The following is an 18035-nucleotide window of genomic DNA, read 5'->3' as shown; positions in this document are numbered from 1 at the left end:
GCTTGGGTCATTCCGGCAGGAATGAAAATGTATGTGGCCAATATGTTGCAATGCGCAGCCACACTTTACCATTTCACGCCCCCGTGTCAAAGTCGTTTATCCATCCGCCAAAACACCGCGGGTAATTGCGCCGCCTCAGCTATTGCGGCCGAATTCAAAGGCCTGCTCATTGCCCGCGTGCAGGTCAGGCGGAAAATTCCGCTGCAGCGCCTGCCGCCAATTATCCAGGGGAATCATCTCCAAGTACCGGCTCAAGCGCCCCAGCAAGGCCACGTTCAGGGCTTTCTTGTTGGGCAGGCGGTTGATGTCCACGGAGTCGGGCGCAATCAAAACGCCATCGGGTTTAAGCAAATGCCGGTTGACCTCCACCTGGTCCGGCGCCAGCACCAGCAGGTAATCCGCCTCGCCGGGCGGCACCATGGGGCTGAAAACCTGGCGGCCAAAGCGGATGTCGCTGCATACCGAGCCGCCCCGCTGGCTCATGCCGTGCACTTCGCTTTTTTTCACTTCCAGGCCGGTGGGGAAAATGGCGTCCACCAGAATATCGGAGGCCTTGAGCACACCCTGCCCCCCCAAACCGGCAATAACAATGTTGGTGACCCCCAGGTCACTGGTTACAGGAGCATTCACAAGCAGCTTGAGATTGATTCTGAGGTTGGTTGGTAATTTCCAGTTTTTTCAAATCTTTGAGCAGCAGGATGCACGGCCGCCGGGCCACAATGACGGCGGTTTCGCCGCTGTCCAGGCATTCACGCAACCGCGTTTCAAATTCGTCGGAACCCGCCCGTGGCTCCACCACATAAACGCGGTCCACCCCCGCAGCGCGACAAATATCCTCAATGACCAGTTTGCGCGCCGGCTCGTGATTCAGCAACCGGCCCGTGCCTGGATGTTCCTGCCGTCCGGTCATGGCAGTGGTGTAATTATCTAAAATGACCACCACATGGCCGGTGGGCGGGCGGTTATAGGCCATGTCCACCACCCCGGTGATGCCGCTGTGGACAAAGGTGCTGTCGCCAATGACACTGATGACCCGCCGGGCCTGCTCTGGAGGAAGCACCTTGCGCAGCCCCAGTCCCACAGTAATCGCCGCGCCCATGCACACGCAGGTATCCATCGCCTCAAAGGGCGAAAGCACGCCCAGCGTGTAGCAGCCAATGTCCCCCGCCACAATCAAATCCATCTTGCGAATCACCTGAAACACCAGCCGGTAGGGGCAGGCATCACAAAGTTGCGGCGGCTTGCCGGCCGGTTTGGGCGGCTCTGGCGAGGTGTCTCCCGCCAGAATCCGCCGCACGCGCGCCACGTTCAATTCGCCGAAACGGTACATCTCCGGCTTGCCTTCCACCGCCACCCCGGCGGCGCGAATGGCATCCACCAGGTATGGGTCCCCCTCCTCCACCACCACACAACGCTTGACCGAGCGGGCAAAGGCCGCAATTTTCTGCAGCGGCAGCGGGTAGGTGGTGGAAAGCTTCAAAAAGGACGCCCCGGGCGCCGCCTCGCGGGCGTGCATATAGCTGATGCCTGAACTGATGATGCCCAGCTCCGAGCCGCCCCGGATTTCCACATTCAGCGGACTGCTTTCGTTGAATTGTTCAATTTCCTTGAGCTTGGCCCGCAGTTTTACGTGCGCTGGCCGGGCATAGGCGGGGATCATCACCCTGCTCTTGATGTCCCGTGTAAAATGCGGTTGAGACGGGGGTAGAGGGGGGCGCGGAGTGACTGCTGTCTTGCTGTGGCACACCCGAGTGGTCACCCGCAGCATCACAGGAATGTGGAAACGCTCAGACAACTCGTATGCCGCACGGGTAAAATCGTAAGCCTCCTGGGAATCGCTTGGCTCCAGCATCGGCACGCCCGCCGCCACCGCATAATGCCGGTTATCCTGTTCGTTCTGGCTGGAAGCCATGCCCGGGTCATCGGCAGAAATGATGACCAACCCCCCGCTGACACCGGTATAGGCAGCCGTAAACAGCGGGTCCGCTGCCACGTTCAGCCCCACGTGCTTCATCGTGGCCAGCGCGCGCCCCCCGCCGAAGGCCGCCCCAATGGCCACCTCCAAGGCCACTTTTTCATTGGGCGACCACTGGGCGTTTCCGCCCAATTCGCTGAAATATTCCAATATTTCTGTGGACGGCGTTCCTGGATAGCCCGCCCCCAATTGGACGCCACTATGCAACGCTCCCAGCGCGATGGCTTCGTCACCGCTCAGCAACAATCGTTGTGTATCATTCATGCCGCATCAAATCGGCGGGCAAAATAAAGAAGTCACCCCCCCAATGCCAGTAAAAACGGCGTGCCCAACAGTGAATCTTACGTGTTTCTCTTTTTCAACCCGAGGTACTGTTCATACTCTCCCAACCGGACGGTGGCGGGCGTTGAACGGGCGGGGTGGGTGGGCAGGCGTAAAATATTCTCCTGCGCCTGCCGCGCCAGCGCGGAGTCCGGATATAAATCAATAATACGGCGCAGGGCAGCCTCGGCTGCGGCGGTATCGCCTGCCACGCGCAAATGCAAGTCTGCCAGTAATTGCAGCCAACGCGCCACCTGCTTCGGCGCCACATGCGGACAATTCACCAACTGCTCCAGTTGCTCCACCGCCAAGTCCAGCCGCCCCAACTCAAGACCGTACACCTGCGCCAATCGCTCCCGCGCCTCTAAATCCATGGGATGCTTTTCCAACTGGCTTACCAGTTCCTCAGCCTCTTCCTCCGGAGTCTTACGATGGACAAGCTCCTCCGCGCGCATCGGGCGCAACCCCAAATCGCGCCGCCCCTCGGGCACCTTGATGACCCGCCGCTCCTCCTTTTCCATTAACTCCGCCGACGGTCGCAGATGCGCCAGCCGCTGGGCCGCCTGCAAGGCATATTCACTGTCTGGCAGCAATTCCGCCACCATCTCCAACACCCGCTGCGCATCCTCGCGGTTTTTCTGTACCGCCAAATACCAGTCCGCCAGCGAAAACAACGCAAACGCCCGCGCCGCCGGCGGATGCTGGGTCTGATGCACTACCTTCAACACGCAGGTCTCCGCCGCTTGCAAATCCGCCAAATCCTGCGCGTAAATCTCCGCCATCATCATTTGCCCCGTATAGTCCCCCGGAAACTTCTCCAACTCGGCCCGAATCAGCCGCAGCGCTTCTTCCGGCTGGCCCTGCACGCGCCTCGCCCTGGCCGGCGAATACACTGGCTCCGGCACCGGCTCCTCCTTGCCCCCCGTATATAAAATGCCAATCCAGTCCGCCACCATGCCCACAATGGTGGGAGTCCAAATCAATGCCAGAATCAAACCAGCCACCAAACCCAAGGCCACCGCGAACCATCGCACCACGGCATGATAACTCCCCGCCGCATCTTTTACCATTGGGATTAGCCCCAACAGTAACACCGCGGTAATCACCCATTTGGACAATAACCGTAATGGCTCGCCGCTCCGTCGCAAACCCCGCCAAAACAGCCACCCCACGATACCCAAAAACACCGCCAGCACCGCCAGGTTATATGCCACCTTGAACCAGGAAACGCTCTCGGGTTGCATATCTCAAATAAACCATATTCCCCTCCACCAATCCAGCATAATCCAGTCAACAAACCAGCAAGGCCGGGCCCGGCCTCCCCCCGGCAAAGCGTCCTTGGGTTATTTGCGAACAAATCGCATACCAGGCTTGCCCCGGTCCTGACCCTCAATTATGCTTGAGTTACCGAGGCCAATGGCGCCCTGCGCTGGGGCCGTCGGCTCCGGCCTCAACAAGGCCCCCATAGCTCAAATGGATAGAGCAGCGGTTTCCTAAACCGTTGATCCTGGTTCAATTCCGGGTGGGGGTACCATCCGTTTTGTTCATCAACATGCCCGACACTTTGCTGCACCCCGTAAAGTGTTCTATTTTCTGATGGCTTCCCTGGAAGAACAAATCTCTGGGAGTCACTTCGGGATTGCGGTGGGGGCGGCGGTCGCGCATAGTTACTTGCTGCATGACGTCGGCGTCGCTGCCACAAATGATCTTGTTTTACGGCCTGAGCCTGCTGCTGGCCGTGGTCTTGGGTTTTGTGCTGGCCACGCCGGCTGAGTTTCTGACGTTTTTGGTGGTGGCGGGAGTGCTGATGGTATTATTCACCCCCCTCTTGCTGCGCTGGCATCATGCGCTGCTGATTTTCAGCATCAAGGCCACTCTGATGATATATTTTTTGCCCGGCCAGCCGTATCTGTGGATGTTGATGGCCGTGCTGAGCTTCGGGTTTGCCATTCTGCGCCGGGCCATGGAAAAAAAGAGCAATTATTTGCATGTGCCCCCCGTGGCTTATGCGTTGGTCGCACTCACCATTGTGGTGCTGGTCACAGCCAAGTTGACGGGGGGCATTGGGTTCCGTGTGCTGGGCAGCGGGGTGTACGGCGGCAAACGCTACTACACTACCTTGGCGGCGGTGCTGGTGTACTTCGCGCTGGTCAGCCAGCGCATTCCCCTGTCGCAGGCGGGATTGTTTGTGGGCGTCTTTTTCCTATCCGAACTGACGGCACTGTTTAGCAATGTGGCTTATTTGTTGGGGCCCAAATTCTGGTATCTTTATGCCATTTTCCCGCCTGACCTGGCCATTCACCAGGCGGCCACTGATTACATCGTTACGGAATCCCACTTCACGCGGGTCACGGGGTTGAGCTGGGCCGGCCACGCCGTTTTTTGTTATATGCTGGCGCGTTACGGGGCCCGCGATGTTTTCGGTCATCCCTGGCGGCTGTTATTCATTCTGGTGGTGATGGGATTAACCTTGCTGGGCGGTTTCCGGACGTATGTCATTCTCTTTGCTCTGGTGCTGATGCTGCAATTCAAGCTGGAGCGGCTGTATCGTTCCAAAATATTCCTTATTTTCCTAATCGTGGCGGCCTTGACGGCCATGGTGTTGCTACCCAATGTCCAACGCCTGCCGCTGGCCGTGCAGCGCAGTTTAAGCATCATTCCCGGGCTGAAGGTGGCCCCCGCCGCTGCCTTTAATGCTCAAGCTTCCTCAGAGTGGCGGCTCTCCATGTGGAAACTGCTGCTCGCCGAATTACCTGACCACCTGTTGCTGGGCAAAGGCTATGCCGTGGATCCCACAGAAATGTATCTGGTCGAGCAATCGGTACTGCGCGGCCTGGCTCCCACCTACGAATACGCCCTGGTTGCTGGAGACTACCATAATGGCCCGCTCTCGGTGATTGTGCCCTTTGGCATCTGGGGAGCCGCCGCTTTTCTCTGGTTTTGCATTGCCGGACTGTGGGTGTTGTACAAAAACTGGAAAAACGGCCCGCCCGAATTGAAAAACATCAATACTTTCTTTCTAGCTTATTTTGCCGCGCGTTTCCTCTTCTTCATGTTTTTCTTTGGCGCGTTGAATGGGGATTTGGTCGTGTTCACCGCCATTCTCGGGTTAAACATCAGCCTCAATGGCGGAGTGTGCCGCGAGCCGGTGCAGCAATGGGCCCCGGCCGCTTCTCCCGCTTCAGCTACGGCAGCAGGCACGGAGGCACTACCCGCCCCCGCCAACGGTTAAGCAAACCGTCACACACTGCGTACGAAAAACCAGCGCAGCAAGCGGTACAACGGAGGACAGCGCTTCAAACGCACGGCCCAGGCATCCACCTTGAGACGGTAATTCCATTGGGCCATTTTCACCGCTGCCATGACCTCGCGCTGATGTGATTCCAGATGGGGGCGACGAATCCATACCAAGTCGCCCCAAATCGAATCGGGCGTCATGTTCGTCCCCAACTCCACGAAATCCCAGCTACGCAAGAGCTGACTGACCTCCCGGCGCGCCTTTTGGCCCTGGCGTACCGGCTCACGCGCCGTTTCGACGTGAATGACACTGGTGCGTGAAATGGCAGAACCCAACCCTTCCAGCACGAAAAACTCTGCTCCTTCCACATCAATCCAAAGGGCAATCCGCTGGCAACCGGCAAACTCCGGACGCTGCAGAAAAGTCTCCAGGCGCACCGTCTCCACCGGAATGGCCGCGAGCGTTTTGACCTCTGGATGGACAAGCAGGGAGCTGGTGCCCAGATTGTTGGTGTCGCTTTCCGGAGCGTCGTAATTGGCCTGACTGATGTGAAAAGTAGCCTGGCCGTCGGCGTTGCTCACCGCCAGCGGCATCAGGTGAATCCCCCGCTCCCGCAGTTCAGCTTGGGCCGACATGCGGCGGAAGTTGTAGGGGTTGGCCTCAAAAGCCACGACTGGCGTGTGGGGCAAGACGTCTCGAAACAGCAAGGCCTGGCGGCCATCGCGCGAGCCAATGTCCATCACCAAGTCGCACGACAACCGCTTAAGCAACGCAGTGAACAGGCTTTTGGTATTGACAAGGGGACTCGACATGTTCGTTCACTTTTTTCGCCAGGCACAGCGGGCCGGTCAAAACCCACGACTGCCGTTATGCCCAATCCGCATCAGTATGACGGAGCGGTGATAGTTGAGCAAGAATGTCCGCGCCGGCGAGCAAGTCGGACTTCTATTTTTTCTGCCGGGAAGAGGGTGATTTTTCCAAAACGGCCGCCGTGCCAAGCCGACCAGTGCCATCCATGCCCCGGACCGCCACCACGTCAGGTAATGCTGCCCCGGTCCATTCCAGCGTGCGCTTGGAGCCGGCCCATAACTCCAAATCCCACCGTCCCTGGCGACGGGTTTGCACCACCCACCAGCGCGGTGAAGTGGCGCCTTGGGGCGTGTCCACCGTGATAACCAGCGCATTCAGGGTGGGGTTGCCTCCCCCATAAAGGCGGGGACGGACTGGAGCTTTGGCGTCCAGCCAGGCGCAGGCCGGCGGCAAGGCGCGGTTGGTGTAGGCGCTGCGGCTCAAAGCATCTGCCGCCCCCCCTTGATTGGCCAGCAAGGGTGAAGCACTCCAGAGCAGGTGGCCACTGTTGGCCGTCTGTCGTGCCGCCTGCACCTGGCGCAATAATTCGTCCACCGGCCAGGCTTTGCCCACGCGGTATAAATTGAGTCCGGGCCACACATGGCGATGCTTTACATTTTGCTGTCGCCACCATTGGAGGAGGACGGAAAAACTCTGGCCAGCGGCATCGTGACTCCAATAAAGTTGCGGCGCAAAGTAATCCACCCAGCCTTCACGCAACCACAACCGCGAATCAGCATAAAGCTGCTCATAGGCATCCAGCCCGGTGATTTCCGGCGGCACACGGCTGCGCCAGATGCCAAAGGGGCTGATGCCCACCTTGACCCAGGGTTTGGCGGCTTTGACCCGCAAGTAGAGGTTCTCCACAAATTGATTGATATTTTGGCGGCGCCAGTCCTCCCGGCTTAATTTGCCGCCAGAGCGCACATAGCGCTCATAGGTGGTGGCATCAGGAAACTCGATGACTTTGCCCGCGGCATCCTTTTCCTTGTAGGGATAAAAATAATCGTCCATGTGCAGGCCATCCACATCGTAACGCTGCACAATGTCCAAAAGCACTCGCAGGGAATGTTCCCGGGCCGCCGGCTCGCCCGGATCCAGCCAGGTCTGTTTGCCGTAGCTGCGCACCAGCTCGGGACGCGCCTGGCTGAGGTGCTGAGACGAAGCGGGAGAAGTGCCGGAGAAATGACGGGCGCGAAAGGGATTCACCCATGCGTGCAATTCCAGACCGCGGGCGTGGGCCTCGGCCACCGCAAAAGCCAGGGGATCATACTCCGGCGAAGGGGGCTGCCCCATCCGTCCCGTGAGGTATTCGCTCCATGGTTCATATTTGGAGGCATACAGGGCATCGCACGCTGGCCGCACCTGCATTATCACCGCGTTGAGCCGCAATTGCACCGCACGGTCCAGCAAAGCCCGCAACTCGGCCTGCTGCTGGGCCGCGGGCAAACCGGGCTTGGAAGGCCAGTCAATGTTGGCGACGGAAGCCACCCAAAGCCCGCGAAATTCGCGGGGCGGATTGGGGGGTTTGATGTTGGAAGCCACATAAGTGGCGGAAGCTCCCTCCAGAAGGAGAGGAATCAATCCGATGACGACCAAGCCACGTTTCAGCACCCACAGCCACCACTGCAGGCAACAGGTGTATGGCGCGGATGGGCGAGGCACAATCAACACCAGGATTAATCGAAAGTTTCCACGCGAAACATGACCGGTGGGGCTTTGACCACTGTCAGCCGCCCTATTTTGGCCAGCGCTTTGCGCATGGCAGCGTTGGGAGCATCATGAATCATCAATATCAGGGGCACCGTCTGCCCTTCATGGGCTTCGGGTTGGATCACGGACATGATGCCAATATTCGCCTGCCCCAAAATACTGGAAATGCGCGCCAGCACGCCGGGGCGGTCCACCACACTCAAGCGCAGATAATATCGGCTCATGGTGTGGTCCATGGGCACCACGCTGCTGCCATTAGCGTGCGGCACAAAAGGCGGGATGCGATGCCGCGTGCCGTGTTTGATTTCCAGCGCGGCATCAGCAATGTCGCTCAGTACCGCGCTGGCGGTGGCATCTTTGCCTGCGCCGCGGCCATAAAAAAGGGTGTCGCCCACCACGTCGCCCCGCACAAAAACGGCATTAAATACGTCGTTCACGCTGGCAAGCACGTGGCGATGCGGCACCAGGGTGGGATGCACCGCCACTTGAATGCGCGCGCCCCCCTCCCCCGCCTTGCCGCGGCCCGGCACGGTTTTGATGATGCCCAACAATTTAATGGTGTAACCAAGCTGGGCCGCAAAACGAATATCCGCCTGCGTCACCTGCCGGATGCCTTCCACGTAAATATCTTCTGGCCGCACCCAAAAACCATGAGCCAGCGAAGCCAGAATGCCAATTTTGTGCCGGGCATCGTGCCCATCAATGTCGAGCGAGGGGTCCGCCTCCGCATAGCCCAGCCGCTGGGCCTCCCTCAGCACGTCCTCAAACTCCGCCCCTTCATGCTGCATGCGGCTGAGGATGTAGTTGCACGTGCCGTTGACGATGCCGTAGAGGTGTGTGATGCGATTGCCCACAAAACCCTCGCGCAAGGCTTTAATGATGGGAATGCCGCCGCAAACGCTGGCCTCGTAATAAAGATTGGCCCCATATTTCTGCGCCGCTGCAAATAATTCCTCCCCATGCGCGCTCAACAGGGCTTTGTTGGCGGTAATCACCGGCTTGCCCAGCTTGAGGGCGGCGAGCACCATGGTTTTGGCGATGGTGGTGCCCCCCACCAACTCGATGACAATATTCACCTGGGGATCGTTCACCACCTGCGTCCAATCCGTGGTTAAGAGTGACCGCGGAATGGGGTACGGCCGTGGTTCGTCAATCTCCTTGACCGCCACCCCCACCCAGTTGAGCCGGATACCCAGGCGGGACTCCATCAATGCCCGGTTGCGCGACAGCGCGTGATAGACACCGCTGCCCACCGTCCCGCCCCCAATCATGCCCAAATTAACCTGCTGTGACATAGTACGGGCGCAAAGCTTGCCGCTCCGCGCGGCATCCGACAAGCCCGAACATGGCTGAAAATCTTGTTTGGCGCAGTGGCACAGGTGCGATATGAAGGCGGCGTGCTGACGGAACGACGCTGGCAACCGGAGACCGTCCCTTACCTGGTGGTGGGGATGTTCTTCAGCCTTTGCCTGGGCTACCTGGTGGTGGCCGTCATCAGTTCCCTTTTCGCGGACAGTCTCCAAAACACCCAGCGGCTGCTCACGCTCGCCGGCAACCTGGTTTTTGTGCATGGCGCCCTGTTGGTCATGCTGGGCGTCTTTCTCCGCGTCAATCGCCTGCGCTGGGCCGAGGCTTTCGGTTGGCGCAACGGCCCCGTTGGCAAGGTTTTCGGTTATAGTCTGGCCGCCACCCTCCTGGTCCTGCCACTGGCGTGGACGCTCAGCAAATTCTCCGCCCTGCTGATTGAACGCCTGGGCGGGAAGCCCCAAACGCAACTGGCGGTGCAATACATCCAACAACAGCCGCCCTGGTGGGAGTTGGCCGGTTTGGGGGTCATGACCATTCTGGTGGCGCCGGTGGTGGAGGAAGCCTTGTTTCGCGGCATTCTCTACCCCACCGTCAAGCAGGCGGGTTATCCGCGCGCCGCGCTTTTTGGCACTTCGCTATTGTTCGCGGTTTATCACAGCAATTTGATGACGCTGGCGCCGCTCTTTGTGCTGGCGCTGACGCTGGTGGTCGTGTACGAGGCCACCGATAACTTGTGGGCTCCCACCCTCGTTCATGCCATCTTCAATCTGGTCAATTTTCTGGTGCTTTCCTGCCAGTGGAATCTGGACCCCTACTTTGACTGGCTGCGGATTTTCGTGCCATGAACGAATTTGAGCTTATCGCCCGTTTGACTGGCGGCCTGGCCGTGCCCGCTGGCGTGGTGAGTGGTGTCGGAGATGATTGTGCCGTGCTGGATTTGGGGGTTCCCGGCCAGTATTTCCTGCTGAAAACGGACGCGGTGGTGGAGGGGGTGCATTTCACCTCGGCAACTCCACCGGAAAAAGTGGGACGCAAAGCGCTGGCCCGTTGTCTGAGCGACATCGCCGCCATGGCCGGCATTCCCATGCACGCCCTAATCACCTTGGGACTGCCCAACCCCCATGAGGTGAGCCGTATCGAAATCCTGTATCAGGGACTGCGCGCCTGTGCGGAAAAATACGGCGTGGCCATTGTGGGTGGCGAAACCACCACCAGCACCTCCGGCATTTGGATTTCAGTATCCCTCTTAGGACGGGTCGAATCCCAACGTGTAGTTTTCCGCCGGGGTGCCAAGGTGGGCGATGCCCTGTTTGTCACCGGTGAATTGGGAGGTTCGCTGGCCGGAAAGCACCTCGACTTTGAGCCGCGTCTGGCCGAAGCACGCTGGCTCGCGGCCCATTTCCCGGTGCGGGCCATGATTGATTTGAGCGATGGATTGGCGGGTGACTTGCGCCACTTGCTCCACGCCGCTCATTGCGGAGCGGAATTGCTGGCTGAAGCCATCCCCATCAGCCGCGCGGCCCGGCTGCGGCACCGTGAGAATCCTCAAGCCAAACCGCCGCTGGAAGCCGCGCTCACGGATGGGGAAGATTTCGAGCTGCTCTTTGCCGTCCCACCAGAAAAGGCCGTGCCCTTGGTGGATGCCTGGAAAACAGCCTTTCCGGGGCTTAAACTCACTTGCGTGGGCAAAATCACCGCCGAGCCCGGCATCCGCATCCGACGGCGCAAAAGCTTGCAACCCTTGGACCTGCATGGTTACGAACATTTCGCATAACCCACAAGAGACCGAGGCTTTGGGAGAAGCCTGGGCCAGCGAATTGTCCCCCGGCTGGCTCCTTGGTTTAACCGGCGATTTGGGCGCAGGCAAAACCCAGCTCGTGCGAGGACTGGCACGAGGCCTGGGCTGCCCAGACCGCGTGCATTCGCCCAGTTTCGCGCTGATGGTGGAATACCACGGCGGCCGCTGGCCGCTCTATCACCTGGATTTGTATCGGCTGAATGACCCACCGGAAATTGTGGCGGCAGGGCTGGAAGAATATCTCTGCAACCCCCAAGGCATTGTGGTGGTGGAATGGATTGAACGCTGGCTGCCCGAAGCCGTTGCCGCCTGGCAAAAGCGACTGCAGGCCAATCTGGCGTCCGCCCTGCCCGAAGTTGGCGCAGGTTTGCCACACCCTTGCCGGCTGGCATGGCTGCAATTCCAAAGCGAACAGGAGCGGTTAATCGTCCATGAAGATTTTGGCGCTTGAGCTGTCGGCGGGCATCCGCTCCGTGGCCGCCGTGGATTCTGAAGTGGGCTGCCTGGCGGCAGTCCGGGAGGAACATGCCCGCCACACCCGCCTATTTTTCATGGTGCAGCAGGCGCTGGACGCCGCCGGTTGGAGCCGGGAAACGGTGGAGGGATTGGCCGTCGGATTGGGTCCCGGCAGTTATACCGGCATCCGCATGGCCATTGCTGCCGCCCAAGGATGGCATGCGGCGCGGCCGATAACTTTATGGGGCATCAATAGTTTCCACGTCATGGCCGAAGGGCTGTGGCGGAGTGGCCAACGGGGTAACATTTTTTTGGCTGTGGATGCTCAACGAGGCGAAGCTTGCTGGGCTGGCTACCAAATTAACGATGCGGGCTGGCAGGAAACCCAACCGCTGCAATTACTGCCCCAGAGCATGGTGCGAGAGCAAACCCAAAACGGTAAGCGGGTATGGGGGCCGGACCTGAAGCCGTGGTGTCCGGCGGCCACTGAATGGCATCCCCGCGCCGAAGACTTGGCGCGGCTGGCAGCGGCTGCCGCCCCCCTGACCGATGCCAGTGCTCTAACCCCCCTGTACCTTCGCGAGGCGCGCTTTGCCAAAGCCCCACCCCCAAGAATGATTAAGGATTTATGAATGTGCCCTATCGCTGCTGGGCGGAAGTGGACCTCGATGCCCTGCGCTCCAATCTGGCCTGGCTTCGCCATCGGCTCGGACCACACACCCGGATTCTGACCGTCGTCAAAGCCGATGCCTATGGACACGGTCTGAAACAAATTGCCGCCCTGCTCATGCAAAGCGGCACCGATATTTTCGGTGTGGCCAACCTCGCGGAAGCCCGCAGCGTGCGGCTCGTGGGCCGCGGCTGGCCGGTGCTGATGTTGGGCGCCTGCCTGCCAGGGGAAATTCCGGCCGCCGTGCGCGACGACGTCATGCCCACCATTTCCACGCTGCAAGAGGCGCGCGCTTTTTCCCGCGAGGCGAGGCGCCAGAATAAAACGGTGGAGGTGCATCTCAAAGTGGATACTGGCATGGGCCGCCTGGGAGCATTTCCGGAAGAAGCAGCCCAACTGGCCCATGCCATTTCCCGTCTGCCCGGCGTGCGGCTGACCGGTTTGATGACGCACTTCAGTTCTGCCGAAGATGACGCCCCTTTTACCCGGCAACAGCGCGAAAGGTTTGCGGAAGTTGTTCGCGCGATTGAAGCCCAGGGCGTGGTATTGCCCTACATCCATGCCTGCAACAGTGGAGGGGTCTTGTTTGAGCCCACGGCTCTTTTTAATCTGGTCCGCCCCGGCCTGCTCGTTTATGGAATCATCCCTCCCGGCAAGCGCCGGTCCGCCACAGAGCTGGCGAAGCACTTGAAACCCGCCCTGCAATGGAAAAGCCGCGTGACCCTGGTGCGGGAAGTGCCCAAAGGCACCCCCCTGAGCTATGGTCACACCTACACCACGCCCCACCGCATGCGCGTGGCTGTGGTGGGTTGCGGTTACGGCGACGGCTATATGCGCGCCGCCAGCCAGCGCGCCGCCATGCTCATTGGCGGGCGATTGTGTCCCGTGCTGGGCCGGGTGACCATGGACCAGACGTTGGTGGACGTCACTGCCCTGCCCCGCGTCAAACCCGGCGACGAAGTCGTGCTGCTGGGGCGGCAGGGCCGCAAAGAAATCACCGCCGCGCAACTGGCCGGGTGGTTTGGCACCATCCCGTGGGAAGTGCTGACCAACATCAGCTACCGCGTGCCGCGAGTGTACCGCGGGGGACAGGCTTCCTGAGGGACGGCCGAGCGCTCAAGCCTTGAGGCCCCGGGTGTCAAACGTCCATTTCTCGCGGGCCTTCATCATCTGCGCCCAGGTGACTTCGGTGTTCTTGTAAGCTGCGGTGCGGCCCAGGATGGTCACCAAATTGCTGCGCACGCTGGGCGCCACCGTGGGGTTGGTGAAATCGCCTTTGGCAATGCTGTCGTAAAAAGGGAAAGCTGGGTAGATCATGACCCCGGTGGAGGGGTGGAGGCAAGTCGGGATGGTGGGGTTGGGAGAGGTTGAGGGGGAGCCAGTGGATTAGGGCCCCGGCGAGGGCTGGGGCCTTGGCGTTGAGGATTTGGAGTGGGCTTTGCCATTCTTTGCCGCGGTTGGGGCGGACGAGGTTGAAGTACAGCCAGTAGGTGGTGATTTTGGCCCAAAAGTCTTGGGGGCTGGAGAAGGTTTCGCGGTCGAAGAATTCGTCTTCGACCAGGCGGTGGACGGTTTCGACGTCGCTTTGCCAGGTGTAGCGTTTGGGAGGGATGAAGCGGTGGTCGGAGCCGAGGGCGCGGACGGTGGCGGGGAGGCCTTGGTGGTGTTGGTTGACTTGGATTCACTGCCGTTGTCGGTTTGCCAGACCAGGGTGGTGAGGTTGACGCCGTGGGCGGCGAGGTGGGCGGAGAGTTGTGTGGCCAGGAGGGTGGCGTAGGATTTGGAGAGTTCGTCGGCGTAGCCGGTGAAGCAGGCGCCGGAGACTGGTTCGCGGACGGTGTATTGGAAGCGGGGGAGGTGGAGGCGGTTCATTTGGGGCCAGTAATGGGGAATGTCCTGTAAATACTTGGTATCGGCGGAGAGTTGGGAGAAGAGTGGCCAGTTCCGTTTGAGGGCGCGGAGGAGTTTTTTGGTGGCGGGTTTCTTTTGCGTGGGCGGAGGAGATGGTGTTGGCGGAGGACGCGGGCGATGGCGTTGTGGCTGCAGGGGAGGGCGAATTCGCGCTGGAGGCGTTCGGCGCCGAAGCCGGTTTGGTGGCGGAGTTTGACGATTTGGCCTTCGAGGCCGGAGGGGATACGGCGGGGGGAGCGTCGTGGGCGGCGGCTGTGTTCTTGGAGGGAGGAGGGCTTGCCGGGCACGTGGCGTCGGAGCCATTTACGGACGGTGTTGCGGGAACAGCCGAACTCGCGGACGGCGGCTTTGATGCCGTGGGTTTTGGCGAAGGCGACGAGTTTTTGTCGCAACCAATGGCGGTGGGTGCGCATACGGTACAATTCAAAGTAGGTGGTGTGCACGCCGGGAGGATAGCAGATGGGGCGCGCCGCTGCTGCACCTCCTCCGGAGGAGGTGCAGCAGCTCATCCTTGCGGCGTGCACTCAACACGTTGATCTTAACCACGGGGGGGTCATGATCTACCCAGTCTTTCCCAATGCTGTCGTAAAATGTCTTGACGTTGTTCTGCACGCCCAGCTCGTAAATGGTGTTGGTGATGCCGCCGTTGTAGGCATCATCGCAATGCAACCGCACCGGCCCGCCGTAGTGGGTGTCCAGGGTACCCTCGGTGCCATAAATGCGGCACTGAATGTCATCCCACCCTTTGCCCACCTGTTTAGAGCTGAAGCTCAGAATGATGCCCTCCGGGTAATAGAAAATGCAGGCGAAGTGGTCCCAACAATCCCCCAGGAAGGGACGCGCCTTGCCGCCTGTGCCGTACGCCTTGATGGGCTCGGCGTTGAGCACCCAGGAAGCCACATCCAACGCGTGAATGTTCTGCTCCGTGATGATGTCGCCGGACAACACCCGGTCAATCGCCCACGCCCGCAGACGTTCCTCGGGGTTTTTGGGGTCTTTGCGGAAACGCGCATCCATGCTGGCAAACATCAGACTGCACTGGTAATTGGCCTCGCCACAAACGATGCGCCCAATTTTGCCCTCATGCACCAGTTGGATGGCCTGCTGGTACGACGGATGAGCGCGCGTCTGGAAATCCACCAGGAACACCAGCTTCTTTTGCGTCGCCTTCTGGCCGCTGGCCACGATGGACAAACAGCCCGGCACATCCACCGCCAGTGGCTTGGCCAGATAAACATGCTTCCCCGCCTCCACCGCTTCCGCGCATTGCTCCGGATGGAAATAAGGCGGCGACTGAACAATGACGGCATCCACCCCTTTCTCCAGCAGCTTGCGGTAACCATACAGCCCGCTGAAGCGCATGTTGTCCGGCACCTGGTATTTGTCGCCGGCCGCTTTGGCGCGGTCTTCAAAATAATCAAAGACTGCGGCAATCTCATAGCCGCCGTGGTCCTTGAAATACTTGAGAATCCACTGGCCGCGCCCGCCGGCGCCAATGAGGCCCACTTTGATTTTGGGGCCGGTTTCGGCAGTAAACACGCTTTGGGGGGCCAGAATGCTAAAGGTGACCGTGGCCGCGCCCACGCCGGACAAAAAACGACGGCGACTCAATGAAACAGAGACTTCAGGGATGTTTTTTTGCATGAGCCTATTTGACATGCCCCTTGCAGCCGCACAAGATTTTTCCATTCGTGGCCGCGCCGGAGTTCGGCTGCGCCCGAGGGCTTCAAAGCCATGTGCTGGGCAGGCGACTGTGATGCCTGCAACACCGCACAGAGCGCCCCCCTGAGGCAAACAAGGCTTCCTTTTACTCGCTGGCCACGTGTGCATTCCGGCCATTTCCTGTTTGATTCCCCGTCCTCGAGTGCCCATATTTCTGCCCGTGCCGAATGCAACCAAAAACCATGCCGAGCCGGAGGTCAGCCTCATCATGCCCTGCCTGAATGAGGCCAAAACGCTGGGCAATTGCATCCGGAAAGCGCAAGCTGCCCTCGAGCGCCACGGCCTTGCCGGCGAAATTGTAGTCGGCGACAACGGCAGTACTGATGGCTCCCAGGACATTGCGCGAAACCTGGGCGCGCGCGTGGTTGAGGTCCCGGTCAAAGGCTACGGGGCCGCGCTCATGGGCGCCATTGCCGCCGCGCGCGGCCACTATCTCATCATGGCCGATTCGGATGACAGTTACGACTGGTCCGCCATCTGGCCATTTGTGGAAAAACTGCGCGAAGGTTATGACCTGGTGATGGGCAACCGCTTTAGCGGCGGCATTCAACCGGGGGCCATGCCCTGGCTAAACCGTTACCTGGGCAACCCCGTGCTCACGGGGCTTGGCCGCTTGTTTTTCCAGGCGCCGGCGCGCGATTTCCACTGCGGTATGCGCGGCTTCACCAAGGAAGCTGCTGAACGCATGGCATTGCGTACCACCGGCATGGAATTTGCCAGCGAAATGGTGGTCAAGGCTGCCCTGCTTGGATTGAAAATTGCCGAGGTGCCGGTCACCCTGTCCCCCGACGGCCGCGGCCGCCCGCCCCACCTGCGCCGCTGGCGCGACGGCTGGCGGCATCTGCGTTTCATGCTGCTGTACAGCCCGCGCTGGCTGTTTCTTATTCCTGGCGGTTTGATGATGCTGCTGGGCATTCTGCTCATGGGCTGGCTGTTGCCCGGCCCTCGACAAGTGGGCGACGTGACCCTGGATGTGCATACCCTGCTTTACGGAGCCATGATGGTGCTGATGGGCTATCAAGCCGTCTTATTTGCCGTCTTCACCAAGGTTTTTGCCATCAGCGAGGGTTTGCTCCCGTCTGACCCGCGGCTGGAAAAACTTTACCGCATTATCACCCTGGAAGTGGGATTAACGGCCGGCCTTGTGCTTACCCTCATGGGTCTGGCTGGCTCCGTGTATGCCGTTTGGAGCTGGGGTCAGACCCATTTTGGCCCGCTGCAACCCACCGAAACCCTGCGCACCATCATTCCCGCCCTGCTGGCCCTGGTGCTGGGCATCCAGACCATTTTCTCAAGCTTCTTCCTCAGCGTGCTGGGTCTGAAACGCCGATGAGCTGCCTGGATACATTGCACGGACGCCTGGTGTTTGAGCGCCGTGTGCGCGTCCTTGCCGGTCATCTAGCCGCCCTGCTGCCCCCCAACGCCTCCGTCCTCGATGTCGGTTGCGGCGATGGCCGCGTGGCCAGGGCCATGGGGGAGCGTCGGCCCGACGTGCGCATCGAAGGTCTGGACGTGCTAATACGTCCCCAAACATTCATCCCGGTAAAGGCATTTGACGGCCAGCGCATCCCGTGCCCCGATTGTCATTACGACGTGGTGATGTTTGTGGATGTGCTGCACCACACCGCCGATCCCCTAATCCTGTTGCGCGAAGCCGTCCGCGTGTCGCGCCGCGGGTTGCTCATCAAAGACCATTGTCTTGAGGGCTGGCTGGCCGGGCCGACACTGCGCTTCATGGACTGGGTCGGCAACGCCCGGCATGGGGTGGCCCTGCCCTACAACTATTGGCCGTGGGCCCAATGGCAAACTACCTGGTCTGAACTCGGCCTCCGTCCCACCACCTGCCTGCGGCGACTCCACCTTTATCCCCCACCCGCCTCCTGGTTCTTCGAGCGCTCCCTGCACTTCATCGCCTGGCTGGAGAAGCAAGACATGAATCACCCCAGCCTTTCTCAGGAGTGAACTCGGCAAATCAAGATTGAACTGCTCGCCGAACCGGCCAGGAATAACCCTGAAACCTCGCCGCGCCGGGGTTGTTCACCCGCGGCGCGGCGCGTGCAACACAACAAGGTCA

Annotated in this window: 17 protein-coding genes and 1 tRNA gene; 10 read left to right on the top strand and 8 right to left on the bottom strand. The window is 60.1% G+C overall.

The window, feature by feature from the left end; genetic code table 11:
- Nucleotides 1-135: 135 nt before the first annotated feature.
- From NXS98_RS02545 to NXS98_RS02535, 3 genes are all read right to left on the bottom strand, one after another.
- A complete protein-coding gene (locus NXS98_RS02545) occupies nucleotides 136-630 on the bottom strand; it encodes a 2-oxoacid:acceptor oxidoreductase family protein (RefSeq protein WP_283846897.1) in 495 nt (164 codons plus the stop codon).
- The gene (locus NXS98_RS02540) at nucleotides 608-2239 is read right to left on the bottom strand and encodes a thiamine pyrophosphate-dependent enzyme (protein ID WP_283846896.1); all 1632 of its coding nucleotides are present in this window, start codon (nucleotides 2237-2239) and stop codon (nucleotides 608-610) included. Before NXS98_RS02540 ends, NXS98_RS02545 begins: the two co-directional genes overlap by 23 nt.
- 77 nt (nucleotides 2240-2316) lie before the next feature.
- Nucleotides 2317-3540: a tetratricopeptide repeat protein gene (locus tag NXS98_RS02535; protein WP_283846895.1), complete on the bottom strand. Its 1224-nt coding sequence runs from the start codon at nucleotides 3538-3540 to the stop codon at nucleotides 2317-2319.
- Nucleotides 3541-3754: 214 nt separating this feature from the next.
- Between NXS98_RS02535 and NXS98_RS02530 the strand changes: the two genes are divergently transcribed.
- Nucleotides 3755-3830 (top strand) — tRNA-Arg (locus tag NXS98_RS02530).
- Between the two features lie 144 nt (nucleotides 3831-3974).
- Nucleotides 3975-5528, top strand: a complete 1554-nt coding sequence (locus tag NXS98_RS02525) for an O-antigen ligase family protein (protein ID WP_283846894.1) — start codon at nucleotides 3975-3977, stop codon at nucleotides 5526-5528.
- 8 nt (nucleotides 5529-5536) lie between these two features.
- On the opposite strand, the gene NXS98_RS02520 is transcribed toward NXS98_RS02525, so the two are convergent.
- The 3 genes from NXS98_RS02520 to NXS98_RS02510 all read right to left on the bottom strand — a co-directional run bounded on the left by NXS98_RS02520 (nucleotide 5537) and on the right by NXS98_RS02510 (nucleotide 9391).
- Nucleotides 5537-6346 (bottom strand): FkbM family methyltransferase, encoded by an 810-nt coding sequence (locus NXS98_RS02520; protein WP_283846893.1) that lies wholly within the window; start codon nucleotides 6344-6346, stop codon nucleotides 5537-5539.
- A gap of 133 nt (nucleotides 6347-6479) precedes the next feature.
- Nucleotides 6480-8048, bottom strand: coding sequence for a glycoside hydrolase family 10-like protein (locus NXS98_RS02515; protein ID WP_283846892.1), 1569 nt, complete (start codon nucleotides 8046-8048; stop codon nucleotides 6480-6482).
- Nucleotides 8049-8062: 14 nt separating this feature from the next.
- On the bottom strand, nucleotides 8063-9391 hold the full coding sequence (locus tag NXS98_RS02510; protein WP_283846891.1) for a homoserine dehydrogenase: 1329 nt from the start codon (nucleotides 9389-9391) through the stop codon (nucleotides 8063-8065).
- A 75-nt stretch (nucleotides 9392-9466) separates the two neighbouring features.
- Between NXS98_RS02510 and NXS98_RS02505 the strand changes: the two genes are divergently transcribed.
- The 5 genes from NXS98_RS02505 to alr are packed head-to-tail and all read left to right on the top strand — an operon-like array spanning nucleotide 9467 to nucleotide 13429.
- Nucleotides 9467-10249: a CPBP family intramembrane glutamic endopeptidase gene (locus NXS98_RS02505; protein ID WP_283846890.1), complete on the top strand. Its 783-nt coding sequence runs from the start codon at nucleotides 9467-9469 to the stop codon at nucleotides 10247-10249.
- Nucleotides 10246-11178 (top strand): thiamine-phosphate kinase, encoded by a 933-nt coding sequence (gene thiL / locus NXS98_RS02500; RefSeq protein ID WP_283846889.1) that lies wholly within the window; start codon nucleotides 10246-10248, stop codon nucleotides 11176-11178. The genes NXS98_RS02505 and thiL overlap by 4 nt, the downstream gene beginning before the upstream one ends.
- A complete protein-coding gene (tsaE, locus tag NXS98_RS02495; RefSeq protein WP_283846888.1) occupies nucleotides 11156-11653 on the top strand; it encodes a tRNA (adenosine(37)-N6)-threonylcarbamoyltransferase complex ATPase subunit type 1 TsaE in 498 nt (165 codons plus the stop codon). The genes thiL and tsaE overlap by 23 nt, the downstream gene beginning before the upstream one ends.
- Nucleotides 11634-12290, top strand: a complete 657-nt coding sequence (gene tsaB, locus NXS98_RS02490) for a tRNA (adenosine(37)-N6)-threonylcarbamoyltransferase complex dimerization subunit type 1 TsaB (protein ID WP_283846887.1) — start codon at nucleotides 11634-11636, stop codon at nucleotides 12288-12290. The genes tsaE and tsaB overlap by 20 nt, the downstream gene beginning before the upstream one ends.
- Nucleotides 12287-13429: an alanine racemase gene (gene alr, locus NXS98_RS02485; protein WP_283846886.1), complete on the top strand. Its 1143-nt coding sequence runs from the start codon at nucleotides 12287-12289 to the stop codon at nucleotides 13427-13429. Before tsaB ends, alr begins: the two co-directional genes overlap by 4 nt.
- A gap of 15 nt (nucleotides 13430-13444) precedes the next feature.
- On the opposite strand, the gene NXS98_RS02480 is transcribed toward alr, so the two are convergent.
- A complete protein-coding gene (locus NXS98_RS02480; protein ID WP_283846885.1) occupies nucleotides 13445-13645 on the bottom strand; it encodes a hypothetical protein in 201 nt (66 codons plus the stop codon).
- 196 nt (nucleotides 13646-13841) lie between these two features.
- Between NXS98_RS02480 and NXS98_RS02475 the strand changes: the two genes are divergently transcribed.
- Entirely contained in the window at nucleotides 13842-14105 is a 264-nt protein-coding gene (locus NXS98_RS02475) for a hypothetical protein (protein WP_283845052.1), read from the top strand.
- Between the two features lie 557 nt (nucleotides 14106-14662).
- Here the strand turns inward: NXS98_RS02475 and NXS98_RS02470 are convergent.
- On the bottom strand, nucleotides 14663-15883 hold the full coding sequence (locus tag NXS98_RS02470) for a Gfo/Idh/MocA family protein (RefSeq protein ID WP_283846884.1): 1221 nt from the start codon (nucleotides 15881-15883) through the stop codon (nucleotides 14663-14665).
- Nucleotides 15884-16169: 286 nt separating this feature from the next.
- Here NXS98_RS02470 and NXS98_RS02465 point away from each other — a divergent pair, with 286 nt between their 5' ends.
- Both NXS98_RS02465 and NXS98_RS02460 read left to right on the top strand, forming a co-directional pair.
- Nucleotides 16170-17294, top strand: coding sequence for a glycosyltransferase family 2 protein (locus NXS98_RS02465; RefSeq protein WP_283848110.1), 1125 nt, complete (start codon nucleotides 16170-16172; stop codon nucleotides 17292-17294).
- A complete protein-coding gene (locus NXS98_RS02460) occupies nucleotides 17291-17923 on the top strand; it encodes a class I SAM-dependent methyltransferase (protein ID WP_283846883.1) in 633 nt (210 codons plus the stop codon). Before NXS98_RS02465 ends, NXS98_RS02460 begins: the two co-directional genes overlap by 4 nt.
- Nucleotides 17924-18035 lie beyond the last annotated feature (112 nt).

Source organism: Fontisphaera persica (genome assembly GCF_024832785.1).
GTDB lineage: Bacteria > Verrucomicrobiota > Verrucomicrobiia > Limisphaerales > Fontisphaeraceae > Fontisphaera > Fontisphaera persica.
The sequence above is the reverse complement of the archived record's forward strand: the minus strand, read 5'-3'. Positions and strand labels throughout refer to the sequence as shown.